Consider the following 25,440-nt stretch of genomic DNA (forward strand, 5'->3'; position numbering starts at 1 on the left):
AAACGGGAAAAGGAGCGACAAGCCCATGACCTCTCCCCATGTCCACTCCGGCGGCTACACCCCCGAGGAACTGTCCGGCGCCAATGTGGTCGACGCCGAGGGCAACAAGGTCGGAGCCGTGCAGAAGGTCTACCGCGACGACACCACCGGGGAACCGGAGTGGGTCACGGTACGGACCGGGCTGTTCGGCACGAAGGAGACCTTCGTCCCGCTGGCGGGCGCGACCCGCACCGACAACGGTCTGCGGGTCCCGCACGACAAGGAAGTGATCAAGGACGCGCCGAGGATCGACGTCGACGGCCATCTCGACCGGTCCGAGGAGGGCGCCCTCTACCGGCACTACGGCATGTCCGGCCCCGGTGACACCGGGCGCGGCATCGCGGACACGACCGGCACCACCTCGACGGGCCGCCACGCGGCGGGAGCCGCCGGTACGGCCGCCGCGGGCACGGCTGCCGCGGGCACGGCCGCGGCGGCGGCCGGTACGAGCGCGAAGGCCGACACCTCCGCCGGGCGCGTGCAGTCGAACGTCCGCCCGCTGGCCGGTGCGGGCGCGGGCGCGCCGACCCGTGGCGGACCCGACCTAGACATATCCGGCCGGACGGCCGCCGGCACGACCGGCACGAAGGGCCAGACCGAGGAGATGCTGCTCTCCGAGGAGCGGCTGAACGTGGCGACCGAGGAGCGCGAGAGCGGACGTGCGCAGCTCCGCAAGCGCGTGGTCACCGAGGACGTCACCAAGCAGGTCGAGGTGAGCCACGAGGAGGTGCGGGTCACCCGCGTGCCGATCACCGACGAGGAGCGCCGGGCGGGGCGCACGGCGGCGAACATCGGCGAGGGCCAGGTCGAGGTGGTGCTCCACGAGGAGCGCGCGGTCATGAGCAAGGAGACCGTGCCGGTGGAGCGGGTGCGCATGGAGGTCTACAAGGTGACCGAGCAGCAGGAGGTCTCCGGCCAGGTGCGCAAGGAGCAGGTCGAGTTCGACGAGGGAATCCGGGCGAAGCACGCGGGCGGCCGTGACGACCTCGGCGACGGCAGGGGCAAGCGGTAACCCTGCGGGGCAGGTGACGGGCGGGGCGGGAGCGACGACACTGCGGTGCGCTCCCGCCCCGCCCGCGGCGTGTGCCGCGTCGCGCCGCCCGCCGAGTGGCGCCCTCTCCCGGGCCCCGCCCCCGCCCCGTCTCACTCCAGGCCCGACACCCGGAACACCGTGCGGGCCGTTTCGCGGTCGATGCGGTCGGCCAGGTTCTCCAGGGCGGTCTTTCCGCAGCGCAGCGTTCCCCGCGCCACGCACGCGCGTGCGTCCTCGTCGAGCATCCGCCACAGCGCCGGGTTGGCGACCAGCACCCTGGGGTCCAGTTCGGCGCGTTCGCCGTCGGCGTCCCGCAGCACCATGCGCTGTGCCACGCCGTCCGCCCACCGTACGGACACCAGCCGGTCCGTCCGTACGACGTGCGCGCCGAGGACGCCGTGGGTGGCGAGCCAGCCGGGGCCGGCCGTCACCCGCACCGGCACCAGGATGACCAGCAGGACCCCGGCCAGCCCCAGCCACAGCGCCGCGCGCGGCCAACTCGCCGACTCCGCCGCCACGTCGATCACCACCAGCATCACCAGCAGCGTCACCGCGCAGCGCACGGCATGCCGTACGTCCTCGGCCCACTCGGTGTCGTACACCGGGGCCACGGGGCAGTGGTGCCGGTCGGACGGTCCTCCCACGCTTCCCATGCCAGGGAGGCTATGCGCGCTTCGGCGCCCCGGTCGATGGGAGTTGACGTTTCACTGACGTACGACGGGCACTCCTGACGCGAACTTGATGAAGGTTTGGCCTGGGCAAACCCCACCGGCCCCGTACGCCGCAGCGGTCACCCCTCGCCCAGCCGTACGGGCGTCCCCGCGTCCGCGGCGCCCCACTCGCTCCACGAGCCGTCGTACACGGCCACCTCCCGGCGCCCGGCCAGCTCCGCCCCCAGCGCCAGCACGCAGGCCGTCACCCCGGAACCGCAGCTGACCACCAACTGCCTTCCACCGTCCGGGAGTTCGTCGAAGCGGGCCCGCAGTTCGCGCTCCGGCAGCATCCGGCCCGTACCGTCCTGAAGCTCCGTGAACGGCAGGTTCACCGCACCCGGCATGTGGCCCCCGCGCAGTCCCGCGCGCGGCTCCGGCTCCGTACCGGCGAAGCGTCCCCGGCTGCGGGCGTCGAGCACCGTGCGCCCCTCGTCCGCCAGCGCCCGGCGCACCTCGTCGAGCCCCACGAAGGCCCCGCTCCTCGGGCGCGCGGTGAAGTTCCCGCGTCCGTACGAGGACGGGTCCGGCGCCTCCTCGGCCACCGGCAGACCCGCCGCGCGCCACCCCGGAAGGCCGCCGTCCAGCACGGCCACCCGGACGAGGCCCATCGCCCGCAGCATCCACCAGGCGCGGGCGGCGGAGTAGATCCCGGCGGCGTCGTAGACCACCGCGCGGTCGCCGTCGTTTAGCCCCAGCCCCCGTACCGCGGCGGTGAAGCGGTCGGCGTCCGGCATGGTGTGCGGCGGCAGGCCGGGGCCGTGCGCGGACAGCTCCCCGTCGATGTCGAAGAGGCGTGCGCCGGGAATCCACGGCCCGAGCCCCCGCTTCGCCCCCACGGACGCGTCCAGCACCACCACCCCCGGCCGTCCCAGCCGTTCCGCCAGCCACTCGGGCCCGACCAGCGGCCCCGGTACCGTCCCGTCCTGTGCCACCCGTGCGTTCACTGCCCGCTCCCCTCGTCCGCGTCGCTCGTCGACGGGAACCGTATCCGGACGGTCAGACCGCCCGACGGGGGCGGGTTCGGTGCGGCGGCGACGGTCGCCCCGTGGGCGTGGCCGATGGACTCGACGATGGACAGGCCCAGGCCCGCGCCCCCGCCGCCGGTGTGGTGGAACGGTTCGAAGAGCAGCGGGACGGTCTCCTCGGGGACCACCGGGCCGGTGTTGGACACCTCGATGCCGGCGGGTCCGGTACGCACGTCCACCCGGCCGCCGGGCCGGTTGTGGCGGACGGCGTTGGCGAGGAGGTTGTGCAGCAGCCGCTCCAGGAGGACGGCGTCGCCCGCCACCGTCAGCGGCCGGGCGTCGACGGACACCCGCACCCCGCGCTCGGCCGCCTCGGCGGCGAGCCCCTCGGCACCGAGGCGGGCCACCTCGTCCACCCGTACCGGCTCGCGGCGCTCCAGCCCCTGCTCGGAGGCGGCCAGCAGCAACAGGCCGTTGATGATGCGCTCGCTGTTGTCGGCGACGTCGATCAGCTTGGTGCGGATGCGGGCCACCCGCTCCGGGTCCGGGTCGCCCGCGAGCCCGATCTCGGCGGCGGCCCGCTGGACGGCGACCGGGGTGCGCAGCTCGTGCGCGGCGTTCGCCGCGAACCGCTGCTGGGCGGCCACCAGGCGCTGCATCCGCTCCAGCATCGAGTCGAAGGTGTCGGCCAGCCGCTTCAGCTCGCCGGACGGCCCCTTGAGGTCGATGCGGCCCCACGGCTCGCCCGAGGGGGCACCGAGCAGGTTGTCGCCGGACAGCCTGCGGGCGGTGTCGGTGATGACGGCCACCGGCCGAAGCACCCGCCCCGCCATCCACCAGGCGAGCACCACCGAAGCCAGCGCGTACAGCGCGAGCACCCCCAGCGAGACCATCAGCAGCCGGTCCAGCGCGGCCCCCTCGACGGCGTCGCTGAGCTGCTGGGTCACCGCGTACCCCGGCCGGACCGCCTCCGCGGGCATGCCCGAGGGGAACGGCGCCGGGCTCGCGGGCCTGAAGGACGTCCGCGGGGACGGGACGGCCGTCCCGCCCGGGTCCGGGACGGCCTCCAGCACCTTGGCGGGCACGACCGTGGTCACCGCCAGGCTGATCGACGAGTAGAGCCCCTCGCGGACGAGGAGGTAGACCACACCGGTGAGCAGCATTCCGGCGAGCACCAGCAGCCCGCCGTAGAGCGCGGTGAGACGCCCGCGTTCGCTGCGCAGCACCCTCACGACGCGATCCGGTAGCCGACGCCCGGCACCGTCTCCACCACCGGCGGATCGTCCAGCTTGGCGCGCAGCTTGCTCAGGGTGACCCGGACCGCGTTCGTCCGGTAGCTGGTGTGCTCCTCCCAGACCTGCTCGATCAGGTCCTCCCCGCTGACCACCGCCCCGTCCGCCCGCAGCAGCGCCTCCAGTACGGCGAACTCCTTGCGGGACAGGTGCAGCGGGCGGCCGTGCCGGTCGGCCTGGCGGCGCGCGGTGTCCAGCACGATCCCGGCCCGCTCGATGACCGGCGGCAGGGCGGGGCGGGAGCGGCGGCCGAGCGCCAGCACCCGCGCCAGCAGCTCGTCGTACGCGAACGGCTTGGTCAGGTAGTCGTCGGCGCCGATGCCGAGCCCGTCCACCCGGTCCCGTACGGTCCCCGAGGCGGTCAGCATCAGGATGCGGGTCTCCAGACCGAGGCGGACCACCCGGCGGCAGACCTCGTCGCCGTGCACGCCCGGCAGGTCCCGGTCCAGGACCATCACGTCGTACGCCCCGAAGTTCAGCTTCCGCAGGGCCTCGGTGCCGTCGGCCGCGACGTCCACGGCCAGCGCGTCGCGGCGCAGCCCCTCGGCGATCATCTCCGCGAGGAACGCCTCGTCCTCCACCACCAGTACGCGCATGGGGATCTGTGTAACCCACGCGCACCTTTCGTCGGTGTAAAGGCGGGCTTGAGAGAAACGAAACACCCTCCCGCGCCACGCTCCCGGCCATGACAGCCACCAGGACAGCACCCGCGCCGGAAGCCGTGCCCGCCCCCGCCCCCGCGTCGGGGTCCCTGCCGAGGAGGGCCCGGCACCTGCGCCTGGGCACCGCCCTCGCCGTCCTCGCGCTCCTCACCGCCGCCTGCTCCGGCGGCACCGGGGCCAAGGACGACACCGGCGGGTCCGCCGGGAACGAGGGCTCCGGCGCCGCGCACGAGGACGCCGGCAGCGACACGAAGAAGGAGGACCAGGCCCTGGAGTACCGCAAGTGCCTGCGCGACCAGGGCCTGGACGTGCCGGAGCCGAAGCCCGGCCAGGACAGCCGCTCGCTCAGCATCGGCGGCGACCTCGGCAAGGAGCAGATGGAGAAGGCGTTCAAGGCCTGCCGGGGCAAGAGCGGGGGCGCCGGGGCCGGCTCCGGCGAGCCGACGCAGGCCGACAAGGACAAGATGATCAAGTACGCGGCGTGCATGCGGAAGAACGGCGTCAACATGCCCGACCCCAAGTTCGACGGGTCGATGCAGAAGGCCATGCCGATGCCGAAGGCCGGACCCGAGAAGGACACCTTCGACAAGGCCATGAAGGCCTGCGAGGGCGAGGGCCGATGACCCGCCGCCGCCTCGCCGTGGCGATCACCGCCCTCGTCCTGATCGCGGGCGGCGGCGCCGCGGCCGTCGCCGCGTACGGCGCCCCCGACCGGGGCTCCGCCACCGCCGCCGACGACAAACTGCCCCGCCGCACCGCCGCCGTCCAGCGCGGCAGCCTCAGCGACAGCAGCCGGCAGACCGGCACCCTCGGCTACGAACAGGAACGGAAGATCAACGCGGGCCCCGCCTCCGGCACCCTCACCTGGCTCGCGGCCACCGGCTCCACCGTCTCCCGCGACCAGCGGCTGTACGAGATCGACGGCAGGCCGGTGCGCCTGTTCCACGGAAGCGGGCCGATGTACCGCACGCTCAAGCCGGGCGACAAGGGCCGGGACGTCCGGCAGCTGGAGGAGAACCTGCGGGACCTCGGGTTCGGCTCCGCGCTCACCGTCGACGACACGTACACCGAGGGCACGGCGCGGGCGGTCGCCCGCTGGCAGAAGTCCCACGAGCTCAAGCAGACCGGGCGGATCGGCCCCGACCAGGTGACCTTCGCGTCCGGCCCGGTGCGGGTGAAGGAGGCGGGGACGGCCGTCGGCGAGCAGGCGGGACCCGGCAGGCCCGTGCTGACCGTGACCGGCGCCGCCCGCGTGGTGCGCTTCCAGCTGCCCGTCGCGGACGGCTCCCTGGCGAGGACCGGCACGAAGGTCACCGTGGAACTCCCCGACGGCTCGACCGCGCCGGGCCGGGTCACCGGGGTGGGCCGGGTGGCGAGGACGGGCGAGGACCCGAGCGACAAGACCCCGAAGATCGACATCACGGTGTCCTTCGACGACCCGGGCAAGGTCAAGGCCTTCGACCAGTCCCCGGTCACCGTCAACCTCACCGGCCGGACCGTCGAGAACGTACTGTCCGTCCCGGTCGACGCGCTGCTCGCGCTGCCCGGCGGCGGCTTCGGCGTCGAGGTCGTGGAGAACGGCCGCAGCCGGGACGTCAAGGTGGAGCTGGGCATGTTCGCGGACGGCCGGGTGGAAGTCACCGGCGGCGCACTGCGCGAGGGCACGAAGGTCGGGGTGCCTTCGCTGTGAGCGCGGTGGTCGAACTGACCGGGGTCAGCAAGGAGTACGCGGGCGGCGTCAAGGCCCTCGACCGTGTCGAACTCACCATCGCAGAGGGCGAGTTGGTCGGCATCGTCGGGCCTTCCGGATCCGGCAAGTCCACCCTCCTGCACGTCGTGGGAACCCTCGACCGGCCCACCGAGGGCCGGGTGCGGATCGCCGGGCACGACGTGTCGGCGCTCTCCGACCGCCGGCTGTCGGCGCTGCGCGCCCGCCACATCGGCTTCGTCTTCCAGGCCTTCCACCTGGTGCCCGGCGTCAGCGCCCAGGACAACGTCGCCGAGGGCCTCCTCTACTCGGGGCTGCCCAGGTCCCGCCGGCGCAGGATGGCCGCCGAGGCACTCGACCGGGTGGGCCTCGCCGACCGGATGAAGCACCGCCCGCACGAACTGTCCGGCGGCCAGAAGCAGCGCGTCGCGATAGCCAGGGCGGTGGTGGGCCGCCCGGACCTGCTGCTCGCCGACGAACCCACCGGAGCGCTGGACTCCGCGTCCGGTGCAGCGGTCATGGACCTGCTGCGCGACCTGAACGCGGAGGGCGCCACGATCGCGGTCATCACCCACGACACGGAGATCGCCGACCGACTGCCGCGCCAGGTGCGGATGCGGGACGGCCGGGTGGTGAGGGACGCGCGGGGTGGGGTGGACGTACGTGGCGGGGTGGAGGTACGGGGGGACGCGTGGGCGGACGCGCGGGGGGACTCGCCGCCGGGTGCAGCGGGCACGGCGGACACGCGGAGCGCATCCGCCACTTCCGCCACTTCCACCACCTCCGCAACTTCCACCACCTCCACCACCTCCACCACCACACCCGACGCGTCGGACCCCCGGGAGGTGACCGCCTGATGGCCCGTACGCAACTGAGGGCCGCCCGGCTGGGCCCCCGCGACGTACTGCACGTGGGCTCCTCCGGCCTGCGCAGCCGCCCGGTGCGGATCGTGCTGTCCGCGCTCGGCATCGCCATCGGCATCGCGACGATGATCGCGGTCGTCGGCATCTCCGCGTCCAGCCAGGCCCAGCTGCTCCGCCAACTCGACGAGCTCGGCACGAACATGCTGGTGGCGAAGCCGGGAGAGTCGATGTTCACCGGGCAGGACGTCAAACTCCCCAAGGAGTCGCCGGGGATGGTCGGCCGGATCGACGGCGTCGAGCAGGTGGGCGCGACGGGCGACGTGGCGCGGTCGGTGCGCCGCTCCGAGAAGATCCCGCCGGAGGAGACCGCCGGCATCTCCGTCAAGGCCGCCGACCAGGACCTGCTGAAGGTGCTGCGCGGCAGGCTCGCCCGGGGCACCTGGCTCAACGCCGCCAACGGCCGCTACCCGTCGGTGGTCCTCGGCCACGTCGCCGCCGACCGGCTCGGCATCACCGAACCCGGCCGCCGCGTCTGGCTCGACGACCGCTACTTCACCGTCATCGGCATCCTGGCACCGCTGCCGCTCGCCCCGGAGATCGAGCGCTCGGCACTGGTCGGCTGGTCGGCCGCGGAACAGCTCCTCGGCTTCGACGGCCACCCGACGTCCCTCTACGAACGGTCCACCGACGCCTCCGTACAGCGCGTGCGGTCCCTGCTCGCGGCCACCGTCGACCCGCGCAACCCGCAGAACGTCAGCGTGAGCGACCCGTCCTCGGCCCTGCGCGCCAAGGCCGCGACCGAGGGCGCCTTCTCCACCCTGCTGCTCGGCCTCGGCGGCATCGCGCTGCTGGTGGGCGGGGTCGGGGTGGCCAACACCATGATCATTTCGGTGCTGGAGCGCCGCCACGAGATCGGCCTGCGCCGCTCGCTGGGCGCGACCCGGGGCCAGATCAGGATCCAGTTCGTCACGGAGTCCCTGATGCTGTCGGGCCTGGGCGGCCTGGCGGGCGCGGCACTGGGCGCGGCGGCCACGGGCGTGTACGCGACCTCGGGCGGCCTGCCCTGGGTGGTGCCGCTGTGGGCGGTGACCGGTGGCTTCGCGGCCACCTTGGCGATCGGCACGGTGGCGGGCCTCTACCCGGCGGTCCGCGCCTCCCGGCTGTCCCCGACGCTGGCGCTCCAGGCGGGTTAGGAGGTGTGACGGCCCCCACACCAGGGGGCCGATGACTCCCCGCCCCCAAACCGGTCAACACTCCAACACCACGCACCACCCACCACAGAGACGGGGCCCCTCATGACCACTCCCACCAACACCCCCGCCGTGAAGGGCCCCGCCAGCTACTTCCCGTCCATCGAGAAGAAGTACGGCCGCCCGATCGCCGAGTGGAAGACCCTGATCCGCTCCTCGCCGCTGACGAAGCACACGGAACTCGTCGGCTGGCTCAAGACGGAACACGGCCTCGGCCACGGCCACGCCAACGCCCTGGTGGCGCACACGCGCGCGGAGGACACCGCCACCTGACGGACGGCCCCCGCACCGCCTGCCCGGCACGAGGGCCGGCGAAGTGCTCGTACCTTTGTCGCTCCTGCGCTTTCGCGCAGTTCGACAGGGGGACGCGAGAAATGCACACGACCATCAGCCCGTTCACGCTCGCACCGTGGAAGGAACCGCAGCCGTACGGGCACCCCCTGTGCGGCTGGCGGGGTACGTCGCCGGAGTTCGGCGAGATACGGGTGCTGCTCCCGGCGGGCCGCGACGCGCCGAACTCCCTGGCCACGGAGGTGCGCGGCGGCCGGATACCGCCCGCCGTGTTCGAGACGCGGGGCCTGCACACGGAGGTCGTGCGCAGGCCGACGCTCAACCGTTCCACGCTCCGCGTGGGCGACGCGCCGGTACGGATGGACCGCAACAGGTGGGCGCCCACCCGCCGCGGCCGGTCCCTGCGCCTGACGTACCTGGGCGACGCCTACCGCCTCACGGCCCTCGACCGCCGCACGTACGAGCTGGTCAGGGCACCGGACCCGGAGGACCCCGGCGTCCGCGTCACGGTGCGCCGGTCGGGCCTGGGCGGCAGCCGCAGGATCACGGTACGGACGGCCGGCCGCACCCTCCCCGCCGACATCTCCCTCGCGGTCCTCTTCACGGGCGTCGACCGCTCGGTCCTGACGGGCCGGGGCGCGATCCGGGCGGGCCTGTCACGCGTCCTCAACCTGTGGGCGGAGTCGCAGGCTTGAGCGCTGTGCCGGTTGGAGGACTCGCAGGCTTGAGCCTGGTGCCTGCGTGCGGAGTCGCAGGCTCGGCGCCCTGTGCCGGCCACCGTAAATGCTTTGACGCCCCGGGACGGCCTCCTGTTATCTGAAGAAGCCGTTCTCCTGACCTTTGTGTCCTCAGTTCTCGAAAAGGGTGTTTTGATGACCCGGCCCGCGCCGAGTGCGCCTCGCCGTACCGCGTAACCGTCCGCCGCCTTCCGCCGCCCACTGTCCCGGGCGGCTGCCGGACGTGTCCTCCGGTGCCCCGACCTGCCAGTACGCCGTACGACGGCGCTGCCGGGCTCCCCGACGAGGCCACTCGGCCTGCTCTTGCTGATCCGACCCACTTCCCAGCAAGGAGCACCCCGGGTGTCCACCCCGACCAACCACACCCCCACCACCCGCCACACCCCCACCACCCGCCACACCCCCACCACCGGCCTCGCCACCTTGACGTGCGCCTGGTGCGGCCTGACCGTGTCCGCGTACGACGCCGACGGCACCCCGCGCAACCACTGCCCGTCCTGCCTGCGCTCCCGGCACGTCACCGATCACGTCGAGGGCGGCCGGAGCGACTGTGAGGGCCGGATGTCCCCGATCGCCATCGCCGTGCTCCGTACCGGCGACTGGATGGTGATCCACCGCTGCGTACGCTGCGACGAACTCACCTCCAGCCCGGTGTGCGCCGACGACAACCAGCTCGTCCTGATGCGCATGGCGGTCCGCCCGCTGGCCCAACCCCCGTTCCCGCTCGAAGCGTTCGGCAGCCTCTGACCGCCCGCAGGAGAAAGGGAACCCCCATGTCGCGCAACAACAACCACACCCACCGCACCAACAACCGCCGCCGCCCCCAACGCCACAAGGACGTCCTGCACCACCGTGGCGGACACCGCGCCAACGACTTCCGCTGCGTCTCCTGCCGCCTGGACGTCCCGGTGCACGCACCGGGCACCGCCCACCGCAACCACTGCCCCAACTGCCTGGCCAGCCTGCACGTCGACCGCACCACCCCCGGCGACCGCGCCGCGGACTGCCGCGGCCGGATGGAGGCGCTGGGCATGTCGGTGCGCCCGGACGGCGAATGGATGATCATCCACCAGTGCACCGCGTGCGGCGAACTCAGCGCCAACCGCATCGCCGGCGACGACAGCCCACTGGCCCTGGTCCGCCTGGCCCTCCGCCCCCTCACCGACCCAACCCGAGCCCACCAGACCCTCCTGACCCTCTGACCGCCTCAGGCCCACCGGCGGGTGCGATGTGGTCAACAACCGAGCCCCGGGCCGACGGCCCGGGGCTCGGTCGCGGAGCGAGTGACGAGACCCGTGCGGCACGTCCGGATCAGCAGCCCTTCCTGGCGTGCCGGAGGTGGCCCCGCAGGGCCGTTCCGAAGGCCAGTCCGCCGAGGACGAAGAAGCCGTCGACGATGCGCATCGACCACATCGTGTAGGTGGAGGGGTGCGGTTCGCCGTACACGTCTTGGACGGCCATGCCGCTCAGGCCGTTGGCGAGGACCTCGGTGGAGCGCAGGACGTCGTCGACGACGCCGAAGCCACCGCGTGCGACGAGGGCGACGGCGGCCGTCCAGGCCATGGTGAGGAACATCCAGCGGGGCAGCAGGGGCCGTGCGGCGGGGGCCTTGCCCAATTCGTGGGCGACCCAGGCGCCGACGAAGCAGAGCACGGCCACCACCAAGTCGTAGGCCAGCATGCCGCCGGTGAGCCCGGCCTTCACCAGGGCGCCGTCCCCGAGTCCGAAGCTGCCGCCGAGGGCCCAGTAGAAGTGGAAGACGCCGAAGACGACGGACCACACGGTGGCGGCCGTCGCGGCGGCCCGCCCGAGAGGGGCGGCGGCCGGCCGGGAGGTTGTGAGGGGTGCCTGAGAGGTCATGGCATGAGCATGCGTCGGGCGGCCAGGGGCGGGCTTCATCCCGTGGTACCCACGGAGGCGCGCGACCTCCGCCGCGCGGGGGAGGCCGACTGGTCCCGGCGAAGCCGTCGAGTACGGAGGCGGCGGTGATGCCGGTGCGACCGGTACGGCAAGCGCCCGGCTTGTCGGTCCGTCCTGCGCGTTGCGGCAGGACTGCCGGGGATGAGGTGAACGCCAGCCTCTCGGGGCGAAACCGGCTCTCCTGACCGAGCTGCCCACCCGCTGCGTCGGCGCCAACGCTTTTCCGTATCTCGCGCTTCTCGTCTGCGCTTCGACCGCCGGCCTTGGTGCGCGCACCGCATTTCGCCGCGCCGACCTCTTGGAGCGCCTGCGTCGCCGCCGCTGATTCAGAGGGAGACGATGCGTACGCGACCGCCGCACAGCTTCGTCATGTCGTCGCTGTCCGAGGTGAGAAGCGCCACCGGCCCCGGCTGACGCAGGGCCACCTCCGCCACGGTGGCGTCGATGGCGTACTTGTGCCCGTGCAGCCCGCTCTCCTTCAGCAAGTCGGCGGCTGCCTTGGCCGCCTGCTCGGTGACCGGTTCCACCTTGATCCGCGACAAGGCCCAGTTCAGCCGAGGCATGTTGGCCCGCGCATGGCTGACCTCCACGATGGTGTTCGCCCCCACGACCAGGTCCGCACCCATGTCGTGGAACACCCGCAGCATCGTGAGAACCTTCCGGTCCTGCGCGACCCAGGCCGACAAGCCCTCGGAGTCCAGGACCACGGTCTCCACCCGTGCCGTCACGCGGCGCCCGCACGCGCGCCGGAGCCGCCGTCACCGAAGATCTTCGAGTGAGCCTCGGCAAGCTCCTCCTCGGTGAAGCTGCCGTGCTCCTCCTCATGGCGCCGCAGGTCGTCCCCCAGCAGTTGGTGCCGAATCTGCCGGGCCACAGCCTCCGCCACGTACCCGGAGATGTTGTCCGTGAGCTTGCGCAGCTCGGCCACCTGGTCGGCGGGCAGAGTAACGGTGATGCGAGTCGACGAGGACATACCTGAAGCATACTGGAGTATGCGCCCTGCGGGATGCGCCGCGGGCACGGCTCCGAAGGCACTCGTCGTCGCAGAGTCCACCCTCGCTCCTGGGTCTAGGTCCGCGCTGGCGGAGGCAATGCGCCCGATCCCGCATCGACCAGCTCAGCGCAATCCCTAGGAGTACACTTCATAGGAGTACGTTCCTAAGGAGTGCCGTCGTGTCCGGTACCGCACACCCGGCCAAGCCGGCTCATGTCTTCGACCGGAGCGTCGAGTGGCACGCCCTCGCCGCTTTCGTGAGCCGGCCGCTGCCGCACGCCATGCTCGGGATCGTCAGCGGCAGGCGGCGGATGGGCAAGACCTACTTGCTGCGCGCTTTGGTGGAGCAGCAGGGGGGCTTCTATTTCGGAGCCACGGCGGCGACGGAGACGGAATCCCTGCGCCAGTTTGCCGCGGCTCTTGCCGATCATGTGGGGTCGCCGGTTCCGTTCTCCTTTGCCACCTGGGACGACGCGATTTCCTACCTGTTCGGGCTCGCTTCGCCGCGAGGCTCGGAGGCGCCACTGCTTGTGGTCATCGATGAGTTTCCGTACTTGGCGAAGACTGCTCCGGAGCTTCCGTCGATAATCCAGCGGGAGGTCGATCGGTTTCAGGTGGAGCGGAGCCGGATGCGGCTTCTGTTGTGCGGGTCGGCGATGTCCGTCATGGGCGGCCTGCTTGCGAGCACCGCCCCCTTGCGAGGGCGGGCTCAACTGGAGTTGGTCGTAAGGCCCTTCGGGTACCGGGCGGCGGCTGAATTCTGGGGGGTCGCCGACGACCCCGCACTCGCGGCCCGTCTCCACGCCGTGGTCGGCGGCACACCTGCCTACCGGCGGCAGTTCCTCGCGGACGACGTCCCCACCAGGCTGGAGGACTTCGACGACTGGATCTGCCGTACGGTCCTCTCGCCCTTCAGTCCCCTCTTCCGAGAAGCCCGTTACCTGCTCGCCGAGGAAGCGGACATCCGGGACACGGCTTTGTACCACTCGGTCCTTGCTGCGGTGGCGCAAGGGAATTCCACGCGGGGAGGGATCGCCGGGTACATCGGCCGTAAGTCGGTGGACATCTCGCACCCCCTCCACGTCCTGGAGGACAGTCACCTTCTGGCACGGGAAGCGGACGTCTTCCGCGCAGGGAAATCCCAGTACCGAATCACCGAGCCGCTGATCAATTTCTACGAGGCGGTCATGCGGCCCGCCTGGGCACGGCTGGAAAGCGGACAGGCGCGAGAGGTGTGGGCGCAGTCCGCGGAACGCTTCGCGGCGCAGGTGGCCGGACCGCACTTCGAGACGGTATGCCGTGAGTACATCCTCGGGCCGGGCCGGGCTCTGCTCCGCTCCTCCCTGGGGGAGGTGGGCGGTGGCGTGGTGACGGACCCTGTGGCACGGCGGCAGACGCAGATCGACGTGGCCGTGGTGGAACCCGGGTCCGGGGGCAGCAAGCAAGCGGTCCACCTGCTTGGGGAGGCGAAATGGGGAACCGTCATGGGGTTGAGCCACCTGGAGAGGCTGGCTCGGGCACGGGAAGTACTCACCGCACGAGGCATGGACACCAGCCGATGTCAGCTGGCCTGCTTCAGCGCAGCCGGCTTCAGCGACTCGTTGAGGCGTGAGGTGTCGCATGGAGCGCAGGGCGAGGACGGCGTGCTGCTCATCGGTCTCGACGAGCTCTACGGCGGGGCATTCCGCGCACCGCTCCATTGACCGAACGCCGGGTGCGGCGCGGGAAGCGGTTCCTGATCCGATCCAGAGAGCAAAGAACCCCCGGGCCGCTGGCCTGGGGGTTTGCGTTGGAGCGGGTGACGAGAATCGAACTCGCGCTCTGAGCTTGGGAATGACCCTGGACTTCGGCTCGTGAACGGCCTCTGATCTGGGGCGATGGCTGCCTGGGGGTGATTAGCGACAGCGCCGGTGAAGCCCGTGGTGCCCGCTGTTTACCGCCCCTACTGGCACGTTGTGGCACGCCCCTCTGCGTGGTGCCCCGCGTGTGCGGCCCCTGATGGCATTCGTCGTCGTGCAACTCGCCCTCACGCACGAGCCGTAGGTCGGCGCCGGCGGGGCAATGCGCCCGATCTCGCACCGGCCGGCTTCCCGCGCTGACGCTAACGCTTCTTCCGTATCCCGCGCTTCTTCGCCTGAGCCTCCTTCTCCTTGCGCTGGGCCACGCCATAGGCCGACCAAGCACCCTGATGCACAGGGCAACGGGAAGTACCCGTCACGACCTTCCGCTGACAGCGACCGCCTGTCTTGGTACGCGCACCGCATTTCGCCACGCCAACCCCCTGGGGCGAGACCCTTTGCCACCGCTGCGGTGGTTGCGGAGATCGTCCTGCCCCTCGGCCCGGAGGGGAAGCCAAGAACCGGCCGGAGTCGGACCGGCGGTCCCGACAGAGGCCCCAGGCAGCAGTGCTGATGCTTCAGAGGGAGACGATGCGGACGCGACCGCCGCACAACTTCGTCATGTCGTCGGCGTCGGAGGTGAGAAGCGCGACCGGCCCCGGCTGCCGCAGGGCCACCTCCGCCACGGTGGCGTCGATGGCGTACTTGTGGCCGTGCAGCCCGGCCTCCTTCAGCAGTTCGGCGGCTGCCTTGGCCGCCTGCTCGGTGACCGGTTCCACCTTGACCCGCGACAACGTCCAGTTCAGCCGGGGCATGTTGGTGCGCGCATGGCTGACTTCCACGATCGTGTTCGCCCCTACGACCAGATCCGCACCCATGTCATGGAACACCCGCAGTATCGCGAGAATCTTCCGGTCCTGCGCGACCCAGGCCGACAGCCCCTCGGAGTTCAGGACGACTGTCTCGACACGCTCCGTCATGCGGCACTCGACCGCTCGCCGGCGCCAGTGTCACCAAAGATCTTCGAGTGAGCCTCGGCGAGCTGCTCCTCCGTGAAGCCGCCGTGCTCCTCCTCATGTCGCCGCAAGTCATCCCCGAGCAGCTGGTGCCGAATCTGGCGGGCCACTGCTTCCGCCACGTACCCGGAGACGTTGTCCGTGAGCTTGCGGAGCTCAGCCACCTGGTCGCTGGGCAGCGTGACAGTGATGCGAGTCGTTGAAGACATGAGCAGAGCATACCGAAGTATGCGCGTATGTGGGCGTGCCCTCGGCGGCCTGCACCCTGGGTGCGAGGCCGGTTGGAGCCTCCTGTGGAGACCGCAGTGGGCGGCCGACTCCGGGCTGGTCGGGCCAGCTCCATCGAGGAATCGGTAGCGCTGTGTGTAGTGCATTCCACGGAAGGAGTCTGATTAGTACGGTTACAGGCATGGCAAGCGAAGCGCATTCGATCGTCGAAGTCCTGGGGCAAACGCAGCGACGGGCCCTCCGGGAGCGAGGGACGGAGGTGCGCTTTCCCGAAGGGCAGGTCATCTTCTGGGAGGGGCAGCCCTCTCGGTCCGTTCTGGTCATCGAGCACGGCCACGTCAAAGTGACTCAGCGCGCGGCCGACGGTGCTGAAGTGATCCTCGCGGTTCGAGGGCCCGGAGAAGTGATGGGTGACGAAGGTGTACTGATGGGGGAAGTGAGGTCTGCGACCGTCACCACGATCACCGAGGTGAGCGGCGTTGATATCGCCGCAGAAGCTCTCCTCGCCTTCATTGCGGAGGAGCAGCTGTGGCCGGTCATGTACAAGGCTGCGGTCTGGCGTCGGCGCGAATCGGACCAGCAGTCCCTCTTGGCCCGGCTGGGGGTGAAGAACCGGCTCGCTCGCTGGCTGCTTGAGCTGGCGGCTGAGTTCGGCACCCCTAAGGAAGGTGACTGCGTACTCGATGTACCGATCAGCCAGTACGACCTCGCCAACAGGATCGGAGCTTCGCGGGACGCGGTGGCGATTGCACTGCGTCAGCTGCGCCAGCAGGGGCTCGTCAGCACGGGGCGGCGCCAGATCACGCTTCATGACCTAGAGGGACTGCGGAGATTGACGCTGTGAGGACCGTAGACACCCACAGAGGGGTATGGAAAATTACATAGAGAAGCGTTGAGACGTGCTAGGGAGGACAGCATGACACTGCAAATCGTGGGCGCCCTCTGTGTGGTCGTAGCCATCGTGGGAGGCGGGTTAAAGATCAACGAGGTGGAGGTCCCACGCCTGTCGCGGCGGCGGATGGTCACCCTCGTCTTCGCTGGGCTTCTCTTCCTCGGGACGGGGCTTGCGTTCGAGCAGGTGTCCAGTCCACCGGCCTCGGCGGCACCTCTGCATACTGGATCGGCACCATGAGGAACCATGGGGATCAGTCATCACGCCAACGGCACAGAGGGAGGCGTCATGGCGGACGAACTAGGGCCCTTTCAGGGCATGTGGGAAGCCTGGGACGAAGCGCACGACGAGGTAACCCATAAGCCGCTGGCCCATTTCCGCAGAGCTGCGGACATCCAGTTCGACGAACTGGAAGAACACCTCGCGGCCGGCGACAGCAAGGCTGCTGCCCGTGAGGTTGCCGACATCATCAGCATTGCGATCAACACGATGCGCTGGCTCGGGCACACTCCCGAGGAGATCGCCGAGATCGCCCGCGACCGGGCCGAGCAGCGGATGAAGGGGCAGGCCTCCGCCATCCTGGACAAGTACATGGACCAGTACGGCATCTGAACCCCGACGTGAGGTCAGGAGGCCGGAGGGTCGCCCGACGAACATGCATCGGGCACTCGGTGCCTCGTCTGTTCTGGACAACAACAAAGCCCCGGGCCGCTGGCCTGGGGCTTTTCTATGGAGCGGGTGACGAGAATCGAACTCGCGCTCTGAGCTTGGGAATCACCGGTGGGCTACCGCTCAGACAGCCCCTGACCAGCCGAAACGGCTCTAGTGGGAGTCTCCTTGGGCCCGGAGTCTGACCCACATTTACCGCCGCTCCCCGCTGCATCTGGTGCATATCTGGTGCGGCCGTGAGCTGTGCGGTGACCGGCACGAAGCGGGTCCGACGGCCCCTCGCTACCTGCCGATCGGGATCTCGTAGACGATCTCGCACAGCGCACTCGGGATGACGATGTCCGCCGTCTCGACGGGCCGTCCCTGGTCGCTGTAGTACGTCCTCCGGATGTGCGTGACCAGGGCGGCCTTCTGGATGCCCAGCAGCGAAGCCTCCTCCGCAGTCGCCTGCCGTGGTTCGGGACGCTCCACGGCATGGCTGACCGTGATGCCGATCTCCGCCATGCGGTTCACGACCCCCACCCCGGCGTGCGGCCCGCCTTCCGGCAGGACGATGAGAGTGCCGGCCGTGAGGTCGTACGGCTCCCAACTCGTCGACAGTTGAACTGGCTTCCCATCCGCGAGGAACTCGTAGTCACTCCGTACGCACGGCTCCCCTTCAGCGATCCCGAGACGCTCGGCGATCTCGGTCGGAGCGGGCACCTTGGCCTCGGTACGGCTCTCCCAGTCGCCTTGCCTGCCGACGGCCCTCATGTCCGACCGAAACGGTGAGCCCGCGGGCTGCTCGCGGGCAGAGGAACGAACTACTCGCACCCGTTCACGGGGAGCCGCGACGTACGTACCCGAGCCCGCACGCCCTTCCAAAGCGCCTTGAGAGATGAGCAGTTCCTGCGCACGCCGGACGACGTTCTCGCCGACCCCACACTCCTGGGCGATCTGGGCGCGCGAGGGGAGCCGGTCTCCCGGGGCCCACTCGTGATCCGCGATCCGCTGCCGGAGTACGTCAGCGATGCGGAGGTAAGGCGGCTGCTCAGGCATATGGAAAATCTAGTCCACTAGCTCTAATCTAGTTAACTAGCTTAACTCAAAGTGATCGACGAGTTACGGGGGCGGAGCTGTGCCTGATTCAAGTGGAAGGGCCGAGGCGATCGCCGCCCGGCTGTCCGCTCTCGGGCTCACACCGCGCACCGAAGGGCACGCCCGCCACACGTCGATCGAGGTGGAGGTGCCGGACTCGATCTCTGCCGAGTCGTGGCGCGAGGCGCTGGAGGCAGTAGCGGAGGCCGATCGATTCGGGCTCCTCGCGCACAGCTTGAACGGCCGCATGTTGTGGGCCGCCGTACTGACTGGTCCCGCGGCGGGAGATGCCGGGGAGCTTGATGCTCGCGATAGGAGCTGATCAGCGTGTTCATCCGAAAACGCCGTACCGCCTTGCGGACGCGTGGACGCGTGTTGCTGAGGTCTCAGTGATGCGCCCCCGCCGACAGGCTGACGCCACGCACACGGTGACCGCCCCCTACCGATCCAGCGAGTGCCGGATCGGCACCCACCACGAGTGCTCACATGCCGATGCACCTCCGGCGCCCGTGGGAGTGCCCATCGTCTACGAGGCGTGCGCCTGTGCCTGCCACACGACGCCCAGCCGACCTTCATCGGGGGTGCCACAGTGAGAGGTCATGCGCCAATGGGCTTACCGCCCGCGCCGGTGGAGATCACTTCAGTGACCGTGCAACGGGGCGACGTGATCACGGTCGGGGGCCAGCCGTGTCGGGTCGCTGACCTCTTCCAGCTCCCAGGTGGGGCAAAGCGGCTTCGCTTCGAATCGGGCGAACTGCTGACCATGCACTCAAGAACTCGCCTCATTGCCCTCCGGACGCGAAGCAGGCGGTGGTGATGCTCGTGCCGTTCCGCCGACAAGTCATCGCGGACGATCTCCGCAGTCAGATCACGACGGGTCGCCTCCAAGCCGGCGAGCGTCTCCCCTCAGAAGCACAACTCGCTGCCCGCTATGCCGTGAGCACGCCGACACTGCGGAACGCTCTGGCGCTCCTCCAGGCGGAGGGCCTGGTGGAAAAGGTTCACGGCAAGGGCAACTTCGTCGGGCAGCAACGTAGTCGAGTCACCTATCTCGGCGGCGGCCGAACGCTCTTCGCAGACCTTGCAGACGATCCAACCCAGCGCGTCAGCATTCGCTCATCCGCAGTGCAGGCGCATGGACCACTGCCGCCCCTGCTGGAAGTGCCGACGGACAGTCCCCTGATGGAGTACCTCTGCATCCGTCACGTGGGCGGTACTCCGCACAGCCTGGCGAGTATCTACGTCCCTCAGGAACTGGCACCGGAGGTGACGCCCACCGAGGCTCCGTCGTACGCAGAGCTCGAAGGGCAGCTGGCGCGATGCCGACGGGTCGTTGCGATCAGGGAAAGGGTCAGCGCTCGTCTCCCATCGCCAGAGGAAACAGCGGTCCTTCGGATCAACCGGTCTCTTGCCGTCCTTGCGATCGCACGCGCGGCGGTCGACGGCAAGGGGCGAGTGATCGCGGGTGTGCTCCTGGTCCTCCCCGGCGATCGTGCCGATGCGTACTTCATCACTCAACTCACGACGACCGGAGAACAGACGACCAGAGAACAGAGGCGGCAAGGATGACAACGCACGAAGAGATGCGCCTGCTCCCGTGGTCGGGCCCGGACGGCAAGCCCTGTTATCTGAGCTCTGACAACAGCAACAGTTACCTGTCTCGCTTGGCTGACAACACCGAATCAGTTCAGCTGGGCATGGCAGCCGAGCTGCTCAACCACGCGCAAGCGGTGCTTGCTTGCGAGAAGACGGGAGAAGACGACCTGCGGATTCTGGTAGCGGCTCTCACGGGAGCGCTCTTCGACGTGAGGCGGGTTGCGTGGAGTCGCGGTAACCGGATTACATCGCGGGAATCTTCGTAATCAATAACCACTCCGTTTTTCGCATCATCTAGGGAGGCCTTAGTGCTGCGAGGCCTCCCTGCCCTCTTCCGCCCTACTGGCTAAATCTCTTGCAGTTCATCCCAAACGGGTCTGATCAACTTCTTACCGCGTGCTACAGACATCATGTGATGAGGAAGGCCTCTCAGCATGGAGTTAAGATCGGCCTCCACTTCGCTCGTAGCGAAAATAACTTGGCTACCAGCCATGCCGTTTTTCGCAGCTCGATTCAAGAGCTGTTGGAAACTCAATCTTGCCGCCTCTTGCTGCCTTGGTTCATCGAAGATCAGCAATTGAGGATGGTTCGATTCGAACTCTCGGGAGACTTCCATGAACGAGAATAGGTATGCCCAAATCACGCGAATCATATCGCTCGCGGAGAGATCAAAACCGAGATCAAACCCTTCATGGTTTGGCCTGTAAGTTTTTGTGGAGATGTCAATTGAACCTGGTTCCAGGGAACGGAATCCATATGATTCAAGCTGAACGGTCAGTGAGCGCCTGAGCGAGCGAATTTTGGATTCGTCGAGCTCGCTTTGATCACGGCGCCTCAGGGTTGCCAGCCTTTCCTTATTCAGGTGCCAGGTTGTTGCTAGCGAATCCAGTTCATCAATTGCTGAATCGATTGAATCGCGGACTGCGCGCAAGGAGATTAGCTTCTCTTCCGTCCTAAATCGCTGGGCCAGCCTAGCCGCGTCTGGAAGTGAGCTGGGGCTGATTAGCGCATCTTTCTGAGATCGGATCAGCCCACGCAAGTCTTCCATCTCGTGTCGTAGTCTGAACACTCTGACTTGACTGATTTCACCGACTCGATTCGCGTCAAGTTTCATGGACCGAAAAGTCGCAATCTCCTTTTCGAGGTGTGAAATATTATCCTCAATTGTCAAAGGATAGTCTGTGATCTCGAAACCATCAGGGAGGCCTTGTCCGCACGTCGGGCAAATCTCTTCAGTGAAGCCGTAACTTTCGGCAGCACCTAGTCTCTTCAAGAGCGCTGCATCCTTGTGCTTGCGGAGATCCTCCTCCAGAGCTTCGATTCTAAGTTCTAGCGCTTGCTCTTGCTTTTTAGCTTGCTCCCATTCTTCAATTGCTGAGGATAAAACCAAACTGAGCTCTGTAGCCCTGTCCTGGTTTGAGGCCAAGGAGGTCTCGATTTCTGGTGCTGCTTCTCCAATTGAGGAAATGTCCTGAGCCTCTTGTTCCTCCAGGTCATCTACCAGTCGAGAAATTTCACTTTCCAGAGAAGCTAATCCCGAGCCTGAATCGATCTCTAGCTCAACTAGTTCGTCACGCTGCCATGATCCGTTGGGCTTCTTCGGGATACCTTTGACAATAATTCCGGCGCGTGTAGCCAAGTCTGATATGCCCCTGCATACATTCTTCCAGTCTGTCTCAATAAGAGAAATGGATGACTCGATCCGCTGAGACTCTAGAACCATGTCCATGGCATCCAGCGCCAAAATAAATTCGGCGGAACGTTTTGAAACATCCTGAATTCCCAAGTATGTGGGAATGCGAGCCTGTACACCTGACCAGCCGTGCTTTTGTTCCACGAAGAAATAGGGAAACAAGCATTCGAGGTATAGGTTCCCTTCGCTGCCGTCCATGCGGGTGACTTTAGGGAGTTCCCAACCTAGAAACTTGGCTAGTTCATAGTGAAAACCAGCCTCTCGCTGGGCTGACCCTGCCCTCCGGACGAAGTACTCCTTCCGCGTATAACGAGTTCCCGGATCTGAAAGGGCCGGCCCGTTGAGTGTCCTAATTAGAGTTGTATCGAAATGAGAGTCCTTGACGGGGCGGCCGATCGTAAGGATCTCACCCTGCGCATTCTCGATTTCGATCGAAACGCTGGACCTCTCGACGCGGAACTCTTCTCCATCCACCTCCACCCTATCTGTCATGGCGTGAGGAAGAGGGATATCTCGGCTAGGACTCATCATTCCTTCGAGGCCCAACGCGTAAATGATGGATTGAAGACAGGTGGACTTCCCGCTGGAGTTGTCTGCCCGCAGAATATTTAGGCCCGGCCCAAACTCTAGGGTTGTTCCGCACATTGGGCCGTAGGTGCGCACATTAAGAGATAGCTTTCTAATCTTTAGCATCTAAAGCCTCCACTCCAGCAAATCGTCGATCGACTTTTGTGTGATTCGTGCTGGAAGTGTGCTGAGAAATTCTTTCTCGCGTGATAGGACTTCTGTGTTCGCCCAAAGGAGAGTGGCTAAACGTTCTCCCTTGCCAGTTAATGTGATCGAGGCGTTGTCGTTTCTGCTGGCCAAGCCTGCGGCCACCGCCAGGTTGATTGTTCGACTTGTTGCTGGGTCATGCCTAATGATCAGGCCATTAGGTTTGCGACGAGCCGAAAACCAAGTTCTCATTACCTCGCGGCCCTGCGTAGATCGCACGGACCAGGCCAGGACATGGATTTGTTCGAGATTGGCAGTGTTGCCGCGACACCGTTGCAGAATGAGTACAAGTGATGCTAGGCGCCAGCCAGTTCGGAGATCACCAGGGATGGGATCCGGGCGACGTGTAAAGATTACGTTGGTGGAAATATCAGAAAAGGCTTGTTCAAGAACTTTAGTGCTGCTCATTAGTTACTCTCGCTATAGTCGAAATCCAATGGGCATCGCATGAGCCAATCTGCTATAGAGCCCCAAGACATTGCGTCAATAAAAGAGTCATCCAGGGCAGGTGCTTGGCGCGATAGCTCCTCCTTTAGAGACTTCACGATTGACGTTACGTCGGCTGCATTGTTGGTGCTACCTGGGGGATATTCGAGCACTAGCTTGCGCTCTTTGCGTACCTTGCTTCCGGTCGCAGCTTCCCATTGATCTGGGTATTTCTCGCGGAGTCGCGCTAGGGCGTTCTCTGAGTCAAGGAATTGATTTACGAGCTGCTCTAGATAGGTATTAGCATGGCGAGCCGGAAGTCTGAGCTTGGCTAGTTTAGTGAGCGCTGTATCTGCGAGTTGAGAATTTCCTTCCATCCATGTACTCACCACTTCTGGGGGTGTGGGTACGATGTCGACCAGTGAACTTGGCCTCTCAAGGATCTCGTTGCGCTCTTTCGCATAGCTCTTATCAGTTGCGATGGATACTTTGAAGTCTGCGGCGATAAAGGGGAGGTTCTTTCGTCGCACCTCTTCGGCCTTTATGCTGGCGTGTTGGACGAGTTGTGCAGAGTCAAAGATTGGCACAAGAAATACGTAATTACTGATCTTCACGTCACCGAGTAGTCGATGCAGATCTTTTTGCTTAGTTCCGAGCTTACGTAAATCCGTTGAGAGTTTATCGCGCTGCTTTTCGTATCTCTCGGCAGTTGACAGAGGTTCTACCGGCGCATAGCACTGAAAGGCGCGTCCGCAGAAGGTGAATGCCTCAATTCCAAGGTCGCCCCCGTGACGTGCAGGAATCTCCTGCACCTGGTCCGCGCCGTAATGTCGACGGGCGAGCAGAAGGCAATACTGCTCCCACTCGTCACCTGAGTAGTGGTGCGTCGCGGTCAAGCAGGCCCCCCAGCCTCGCGGTCTTCTGGCAAGCAACAGATTGCTGGTGTGCCTCGCGGTCATCTCCGCCCGGTGATGATAGGGATCAATGTTTCCCATGTAGAGCGTTGCGCAATCCTGATGGCTGAAAATCGAGGTTGGCGGAGCGGCTTTGGCCGGTGTCCTGCCCGGTCTGGGGTCGAGCATGATCAGGGGGCCGTACGCTGGCCGGCAACTCGGGCAGGCTGTGCAGCTGCCCGGAATGTGAACGAGTGGCCCCCTGGTCTTGCTCGACGCGGGACCCGAACTGGGGAGGTGGGTAAAGCCGTGGAGCCGACCGCCCCCAGCCACAGAGGGTGTCTCCTCTTCATGCCCGCTGCCGCGAGCGCGCCGCCGGGCGCGGCCAGCCGGGGCGGAGACAGGAGGCAGGCCGCGCCGCAGAGGCGGCGCGCGCCCGCGCCGTGCGCGGGCCTTGATGAAGTAGGGAAAGTTTTATCGCTCTGGGGTCAGGCGCTTGCCGTCGTGGCTGCGGACGTGCGGGCCCGCTCCGTCCAGCGCGTCCAGGAGTCTGATGGAGAAGACCTCGGACATGCGGTCCGCGACCTCGTCGGGCGTCAGCCAGGCAACTGCCGTTGATTCGCTGGACGTTCGCTCCTCGCCCCCGACCGGCTTGCAGCGGAAGACCAGGGCGACGATGCCTCGGGACGTGTTCTTGTAGACCCCGGTGAGTTCGTCCACCTCGACGTGGATACCCGTCTCTTCCCACGTTTCGCGGCGTACGCCGGCCTCGGGGGTCTCGTCGAGTTCGAGGACTCCGCCCGGGAGCTGCCAAGCGCCGTTGTCGGCACGGCGGATCGTGAGGAGCTTGCCGTCCTCGCGGACCACCACTCCGGCCACGGAGACAGAGTGCAGTGGCGTTGACTCGGCTTCCGCGGCGCTGTTACTCATGTACAGGAGCATAGGAGAGTGGGAAAGACTGTGGGAACCGCGGTAGGGAAGGGCAAGTCCGTACCTCGGTACGTGCAGATCGCCGACGAGATCGTGGAGCAGATCAGGGCTGGGGTGCTGAAGCCCGGCGAGATGGTGCCCAGTGAATCCGAGCTGGTCGAGCGTTACGGCGTCGCCGGTGGCACGATCCGGAAGGCCATGGTGGAAGTTCGGGTCAGCGGCTTGGTGGAGACCCGGCACGGCAAGGGCTCGATCGTGAAGGACCGGCCGCCAGTGCGGCATCGGTCGTCCGACCGTTTTCGGCGGTCGCATCGGCGCGGTGGCAAGGCTGCCTACCTGGCGGAGTCCGCACAGTCCGGGGCCACGGCCAAGGTCAGCGTTCTGTACATCGGGCCCATAGAGGCTCCGGCGGACGTCGCGGAGAGGCTCGGGGTGGAGCCTGGGGTTCAGGTCCTGGCTCGGCGGCGGCTGTACTTCCGTAATGGGACCCCGGTCGAGACGGCCAGCTCGTACCTGCCCTGGGACGTCGTGAAGGACATCCCGGAACTGTTCGCCGAGAACCCCGGCGGCGGCGGGATCTACGCCCGACTCGAAGACAACGGGCATGAGTTCGCCGAGTTCGTCGAGACCTTGCAAGCCCGGCCGGCCACCAAGGCCGAGTCCTCGGAGCTGGCGCTCAGCCCCGGCGCCCCCGTGGTGCATCTGGTGCGTGAGGCACTGACGACGGAGGGGCGGGTGGTGGAGGTGTGCGACACCCTCATGGCTGCTGACCAGTTCGTTTTCAGTTATCGGATTCCGGCGGCTGACTGACGCAGCCTCAACTCCCTACAGCCCGCCCCGACTTCTTCGTCCGGGCGGGTTGACTCATATATAGGAGTCATGCACTCTTCTTCATGTCACTCATGTACATGAGTGCAGGAGTTTGGCATCTATAGAGGAGT

Annotated in this window: 30 protein-coding genes and 1 pseudogene; 15 read left to right on the forward strand and 16 right to left on the reverse strand. The window is 67.3% G+C overall.

Annotated elements, in window-relative coordinates; genetic code table 11:
• Positions 1-25 precede the first annotated feature (25 nt).
• Positions 26-1,051 carry a DUF2382 domain-containing protein gene (locus ACFYVL_RS32570; RefSeq protein WP_389251294.1) on the forward strand — a complete coding sequence of 342 codons (1,026 nt, stop codon included), beginning with the start codon at positions 26-28 and terminating at the stop codon, positions 1,049-1,051.
• 131 nt (positions 1,052-1,182) lie between these two features.
• On the opposite strand, the gene ACFYVL_RS32575 is transcribed toward ACFYVL_RS32570, so the two are convergent.
• The 4 genes from ACFYVL_RS32575 to ACFYVL_RS32590 all read right to left on the reverse strand — a co-directional run bounded on the left by ACFYVL_RS32575 (position 1,183) and on the right by ACFYVL_RS32590 (position 4,638).
• Positions 1,183-1,725 (reverse strand): hypothetical protein, encoded by a 543-nt coding sequence (locus ACFYVL_RS32575; RefSeq protein ID WP_389251296.1) that lies wholly within the window; start codon positions 1,723-1,725, stop codon positions 1,183-1,185.
• A gap of 137 nt (positions 1,726-1,862) precedes the next feature.
• Complete coding sequence (locus ACFYVL_RS32580) at positions 1,863-2,729, reverse strand: sulfurtransferase (protein WP_389251298.1); 867 nt, start codon at positions 2,727-2,729, stop codon at positions 1,863-1,865.
• Positions 2,726-3,973 (reverse strand): sensor histidine kinase, encoded by a 1,248-nt coding sequence (locus tag ACFYVL_RS32585; RefSeq protein WP_389251426.1) that lies wholly within the window; start codon positions 3,971-3,973, stop codon positions 2,726-2,728. Before ACFYVL_RS32585 ends, ACFYVL_RS32580 begins: the two co-directional genes overlap by 4 nt.
• Positions 3,974-3,978: 5 nt before the next feature.
• The gene (locus tag ACFYVL_RS32590; protein ID WP_389251300.1) at positions 3,979-4,638 is read right to left on the reverse strand and encodes a response regulator transcription factor; all 660 of its coding nucleotides are present in this window, start codon (positions 4,636-4,638) and stop codon (positions 3,979-3,981) included.
• A gap of 89 nt (positions 4,639-4,727) precedes the next feature.
• Between ACFYVL_RS32590 and ACFYVL_RS32595 the strand changes: the two genes are divergently transcribed.
• The 8 genes from ACFYVL_RS32595 to ACFYVL_RS32630 all read left to right on the forward strand — a co-directional run bounded on the left by ACFYVL_RS32595 (position 4,728) and on the right by ACFYVL_RS32630 (position 10,755).
• Positions 4,728-5,327: a hypothetical protein gene (locus ACFYVL_RS32595; RefSeq protein WP_389251302.1), complete on the forward strand. Its 600-nt coding sequence runs from the start codon at positions 4,728-4,730 to the stop codon at positions 5,325-5,327.
• Positions 5,324-6,394, forward strand: a complete 1,071-nt coding sequence (locus ACFYVL_RS32600; protein ID WP_389251304.1) for an efflux RND transporter periplasmic adaptor subunit — start codon at positions 5,324-5,326, stop codon at positions 6,392-6,394. Before ACFYVL_RS32595 ends, ACFYVL_RS32600 begins: the two co-directional genes overlap by 4 nt.
• Positions 6,391-7,269 carry an ABC transporter ATP-binding protein gene (locus tag ACFYVL_RS32605; protein WP_389251306.1) on the forward strand — a complete coding sequence of 293 codons (879 nt, stop codon included), beginning with the start codon at positions 6,391-6,393 and terminating at the stop codon, positions 7,267-7,269. Before ACFYVL_RS32600 ends, ACFYVL_RS32605 begins: the two co-directional genes overlap by 4 nt.
• Positions 7,269-8,468 carry an ABC transporter permease gene (locus ACFYVL_RS32610; protein ID WP_389251308.1) on the forward strand — a complete coding sequence of 400 codons (1,200 nt, stop codon included), beginning with the start codon at positions 7,269-7,271 and terminating at the stop codon, positions 8,466-8,468. Before ACFYVL_RS32605 ends, ACFYVL_RS32610 begins: the two co-directional genes overlap by 1 nt.
• 102 nt (positions 8,469-8,570) lie before the next feature.
• Positions 8,571-8,798 (forward strand): DUF4287 domain-containing protein, encoded by a 228-nt coding sequence (locus ACFYVL_RS32615; RefSeq protein WP_389251310.1) that lies wholly within the window; start codon positions 8,571-8,573, stop codon positions 8,796-8,798.
• A gap of 101 nt (positions 8,799-8,899) precedes the next feature.
• Positions 8,900-9,511 (forward strand): hypothetical protein, encoded by a 612-nt coding sequence (locus ACFYVL_RS32620; protein ID WP_389251312.1) that lies wholly within the window; start codon positions 8,900-8,902, stop codon positions 9,509-9,511.
• Positions 9,512-9,976: 465 nt separating this feature from the next.
• The gene (locus ACFYVL_RS32625; RefSeq protein WP_389251427.1) at positions 9,977-10,300 is read left to right on the forward strand and encodes an RNHCP domain-containing protein; all 324 of its coding nucleotides are present in this window, start codon (positions 9,977-9,979) and stop codon (positions 10,298-10,300) included.
• Between the two features lie 26 nt (positions 10,301-10,326).
• Positions 10,327-10,755: an RNHCP domain-containing protein gene (locus ACFYVL_RS32630; RefSeq protein ID WP_389251314.1), complete on the forward strand. Its 429-nt coding sequence runs from the start codon at positions 10,327-10,329 to the stop codon at positions 10,753-10,755.
• A 109-nt stretch (positions 10,756-10,864) separates the two neighbouring features.
• On the opposite strand, the gene ACFYVL_RS32635 is transcribed toward ACFYVL_RS32630, so the two are convergent.
• From ACFYVL_RS32635 to ACFYVL_RS32645, 3 genes are all read right to left on the reverse strand, one after another.
• Entirely contained in the window at positions 10,865-11,413 is a 549-nt protein-coding gene (locus ACFYVL_RS32635; protein WP_389251316.1) for a DUF3995 domain-containing protein, read from the reverse strand.
• A 386-nt stretch (positions 11,414-11,799) separates the two neighbouring features.
• A complete protein-coding gene (locus ACFYVL_RS32640) occupies positions 11,800-12,201 on the reverse strand; it encodes a DNA-binding protein (protein WP_389251318.1) in 402 nt (133 codons plus the stop codon).
• Complete coding sequence (locus ACFYVL_RS32645; RefSeq protein ID WP_389251320.1) at positions 12,198-12,446, reverse strand: hypothetical protein; 249 nt, start codon at positions 12,444-12,446, stop codon at positions 12,198-12,200. The genes ACFYVL_RS32640 and ACFYVL_RS32645 overlap by 4 nt, the downstream gene beginning before the upstream one ends.
• Positions 12,447-12,646: 200 nt before the next feature.
• Between ACFYVL_RS32645 and ACFYVL_RS32650 the strand changes: the two genes are divergently transcribed.
• Entirely contained in the window at positions 12,647-14,170 is a 1,524-nt protein-coding gene (locus ACFYVL_RS32650; RefSeq protein ID WP_389251322.1) for an ATP-binding protein, read from the forward strand.
• Positions 14,171-14,568: 398 nt separating this feature from the next.
• On the opposite strand, the gene ACFYVL_RS32655 is transcribed toward ACFYVL_RS32650, so the two are convergent.
• The 3 genes from ACFYVL_RS32655 to ACFYVL_RS32665 form a co-directional block, all read right to left on the reverse strand.
• On the reverse strand, positions 14,569-14,739 hold the full coding sequence (locus ACFYVL_RS32655) for an HGGxSTG domain-containing protein (protein WP_311772308.1): 171 nt from the start codon (positions 14,737-14,739) through the stop codon (positions 14,569-14,571).
• A 144-nt stretch (positions 14,740-14,883) separates the two neighbouring features.
• The gene (locus tag ACFYVL_RS32660; protein ID WP_389251324.1) at positions 14,884-15,285 is read right to left on the reverse strand and encodes a DNA-binding protein; all 402 of its coding nucleotides are present in this window, start codon (positions 15,283-15,285) and stop codon (positions 14,884-14,886) included.
• Positions 15,282-15,530 (reverse strand): hypothetical protein, encoded by a 249-nt coding sequence (locus tag ACFYVL_RS32665; protein WP_389251326.1) that lies wholly within the window; start codon positions 15,528-15,530, stop codon positions 15,282-15,284. Before ACFYVL_RS32665 ends, ACFYVL_RS32660 begins: the two co-directional genes overlap by 4 nt.
• 200 nt (positions 15,531-15,730) lie before the next feature.
• On the opposite strand from ACFYVL_RS32665, the gene ACFYVL_RS32670 reads away from it, so the two are divergent.
• Positions 15,731-16,393, forward strand: coding sequence for a Crp/Fnr family transcriptional regulator (locus ACFYVL_RS32670; RefSeq protein ID WP_389251328.1), 663 nt, complete (start codon positions 15,731-15,733; stop codon positions 16,391-16,393).
• 336 nt (positions 16,394-16,729) lie between these two features.
• Positions 16,730-17,053 carry a hypothetical protein gene (locus tag ACFYVL_RS32675; protein ID WP_389251330.1) on the forward strand — a complete coding sequence of 108 codons (324 nt, stop codon included), beginning with the start codon at positions 16,730-16,732 and terminating at the stop codon, positions 17,051-17,053.
• Positions 17,054-17,392: 339 nt separating this feature from the next.
• Here the strand turns inward: ACFYVL_RS32675 and ACFYVL_RS32680 are convergent, their stop codons facing one another.
• Positions 17,393-18,148, reverse strand: a complete 756-nt coding sequence (locus tag ACFYVL_RS32680; RefSeq protein ID WP_389251332.1) for a GntR family transcriptional regulator — start codon at positions 18,146-18,148, stop codon at positions 17,393-17,395.
• 79 nt (positions 18,149-18,227) lie between these two features.
• Between ACFYVL_RS32680 and ACFYVL_RS32685 the strand changes: the two genes are divergently transcribed.
• Positions 18,228-18,509 (forward strand): hypothetical protein, encoded by a 282-nt coding sequence (locus ACFYVL_RS32685; RefSeq protein ID WP_389251334.1) that lies wholly within the window; start codon positions 18,228-18,230, stop codon positions 18,507-18,509.
• A gap of 494 nt (positions 18,510-19,003) precedes the next feature.
• On the forward strand, positions 19,004-19,756 hold the full coding sequence (locus tag ACFYVL_RS32690) for a GntR family transcriptional regulator (protein ID WP_389251429.1): 753 nt from the start codon (positions 19,004-19,006) through the stop codon (positions 19,754-19,756).
• A gap of 373 nt (positions 19,757-20,129) precedes the next feature.
• Here ACFYVL_RS32690 and ACFYVL_RS32695 read toward each other — a convergent pair whose 3' ends face one another.
• From ACFYVL_RS32695 to ACFYVL_RS32715, 5 genes and pseudogenes are all read right to left on the reverse strand, one after another.
• Positions 20,130-21,674: a hypothetical protein gene (locus ACFYVL_RS32695; RefSeq protein WP_389251435.1), complete on the reverse strand. Its 1,545-nt coding sequence runs from the start codon at positions 21,672-21,674 to the stop codon at positions 20,130-20,132.
• A gap of 183 nt (positions 21,675-21,857) precedes the next feature.
• A pseudogene (locus ACFYVL_RS32700) lies at positions 21,858-22,169 on the reverse strand (ATP-binding protein); the annotation flags it as partial.
• Entirely contained in the window at positions 22,170-22,658 is a 489-nt protein-coding gene (locus tag ACFYVL_RS32705) for a hypothetical protein (RefSeq protein WP_389251335.1), read from the reverse strand.
• Positions 22,658-23,758: a hypothetical protein gene (locus ACFYVL_RS32710; RefSeq protein ID WP_389251337.1), complete on the reverse strand. Its 1,101-nt coding sequence runs from the start codon at positions 23,756-23,758 to the stop codon at positions 22,658-22,660. The genes ACFYVL_RS32705 and ACFYVL_RS32710 overlap by 1 nt, the downstream gene beginning before the upstream one ends.
• Before the next feature lie 285 nt (positions 23,759-24,043).
• On the reverse strand, positions 24,044-24,511 hold the full coding sequence (locus tag ACFYVL_RS32715; RefSeq protein ID WP_389251339.1) for an NUDIX hydrolase: 468 nt from the start codon (positions 24,509-24,511) through the stop codon (positions 24,044-24,046).
• Between the two features lie 18 nt (positions 24,512-24,529).
• On the opposite strand from ACFYVL_RS32715, the gene ACFYVL_RS32720 reads away from it, so the two are divergent.
• Positions 24,530-25,309, forward strand: a complete 780-nt coding sequence (locus tag ACFYVL_RS32720; RefSeq protein ID WP_389251431.1) for a GntR family transcriptional regulator — start codon at positions 24,530-24,532, stop codon at positions 25,307-25,309.
• The last annotated feature ends 131 nt before the right edge of the window (positions 25,310-25,440 follow it).

It is taken from the genome of Streptomyces sp. NPDC004111, assembly GCF_042874215.1.
Lineage (GTDB): Bacteria > Actinomycetota > Actinomycetes > Streptomycetales > Streptomycetaceae > Streptomyces.